Source organism: Epilithonimonas hispanica (assembly GCF_003385395.1).
GTDB classification, from domain to species: domain Bacteria; phylum Bacteroidota; class Bacteroidia; order Flavobacteriales; family Weeksellaceae; genus Epilithonimonas; species Epilithonimonas hispanica.
Genome location: NZ_QNUG01000129.1, coordinates 1 through 764, shown reverse-complemented (window position 1 = coordinate 764; position 764 = coordinate 1). Strand labels below are relative to the sequence as shown.

At 38.2% G+C, this 764-nt stretch carries 1 protein-coding gene; it reads right to left on the bottom strand.

The features are described 5' to 3' along the window. On the bottom strand, positions 1-653 hold a 653-nt coding region (locus tag DRF58_RS18185; RefSeq protein ID WP_206605243.1), incomplete at its 3' end, for a transposase. Between the last annotated feature and the right edge of the window lie 111 nt (positions 654-764).

Below are 764 nucleotides of genomic sequence, written 5' to 3'. Positions count from 1 at the left end.
CTCATGGCGATGGTTTTGAGCTGTCTTTGAGATTTCCTTGCCGCTTTTGCCCGCTTGGGATGTTTTCCGTTGTAGGTGTTGCGCACCATTTGTTTGCTGACTTTTGTGTAGCGTTGTCTTTGTTTTATGCCTTCATTTCCTGCTATTTTGTTGCAATAATCGATCACTTTTTTGCACAATTTTGCATCGGTAGGAAAAGAGGTATTATTCTCCTGAACGGTAGTATCGGACAAAACAAAATTTGAGGTGTTCGTCTTGGCATCGTGCATTCTTACGCTGTAGGCAAAGATTTTTTCGATACCTTTTTCGCCAATTCTTTTTCGGAAATGAACAAAATTACTCGGGTCACAAGGAAATTCGTGTTCAAAGAAAACCCTGCCACAAAAATGCTGCATATAAGGATTCATGATCCAGGCTTTTTCCAACGTCTCATCGCCCAAATTATACAAATGTTTCAGTAGCAAACAACCCACCATAAACCGAATCGGATGGCTCGGATTGCCCACTTTGGAATACAAGGGCGAAAATTCTTTCTCAAAATAATTCCAATCTATTTTTTCTGAAAGTAGAACAAGTTCATGCTCGTGGTCAATAAAATCCACCAACATTGGGCGGAATAATTCTGGCTTCTTTTCTGGATTTTTCCCCAACATATTTGCAAGGTTTTAAAGCTCTAAGATACAAATTCTTGCAATAAAAAACAAGCTATTTTAAACCCAAAATACTAATAATCAGTAAATTATAGGTGGTTTAAGGAGAGACTA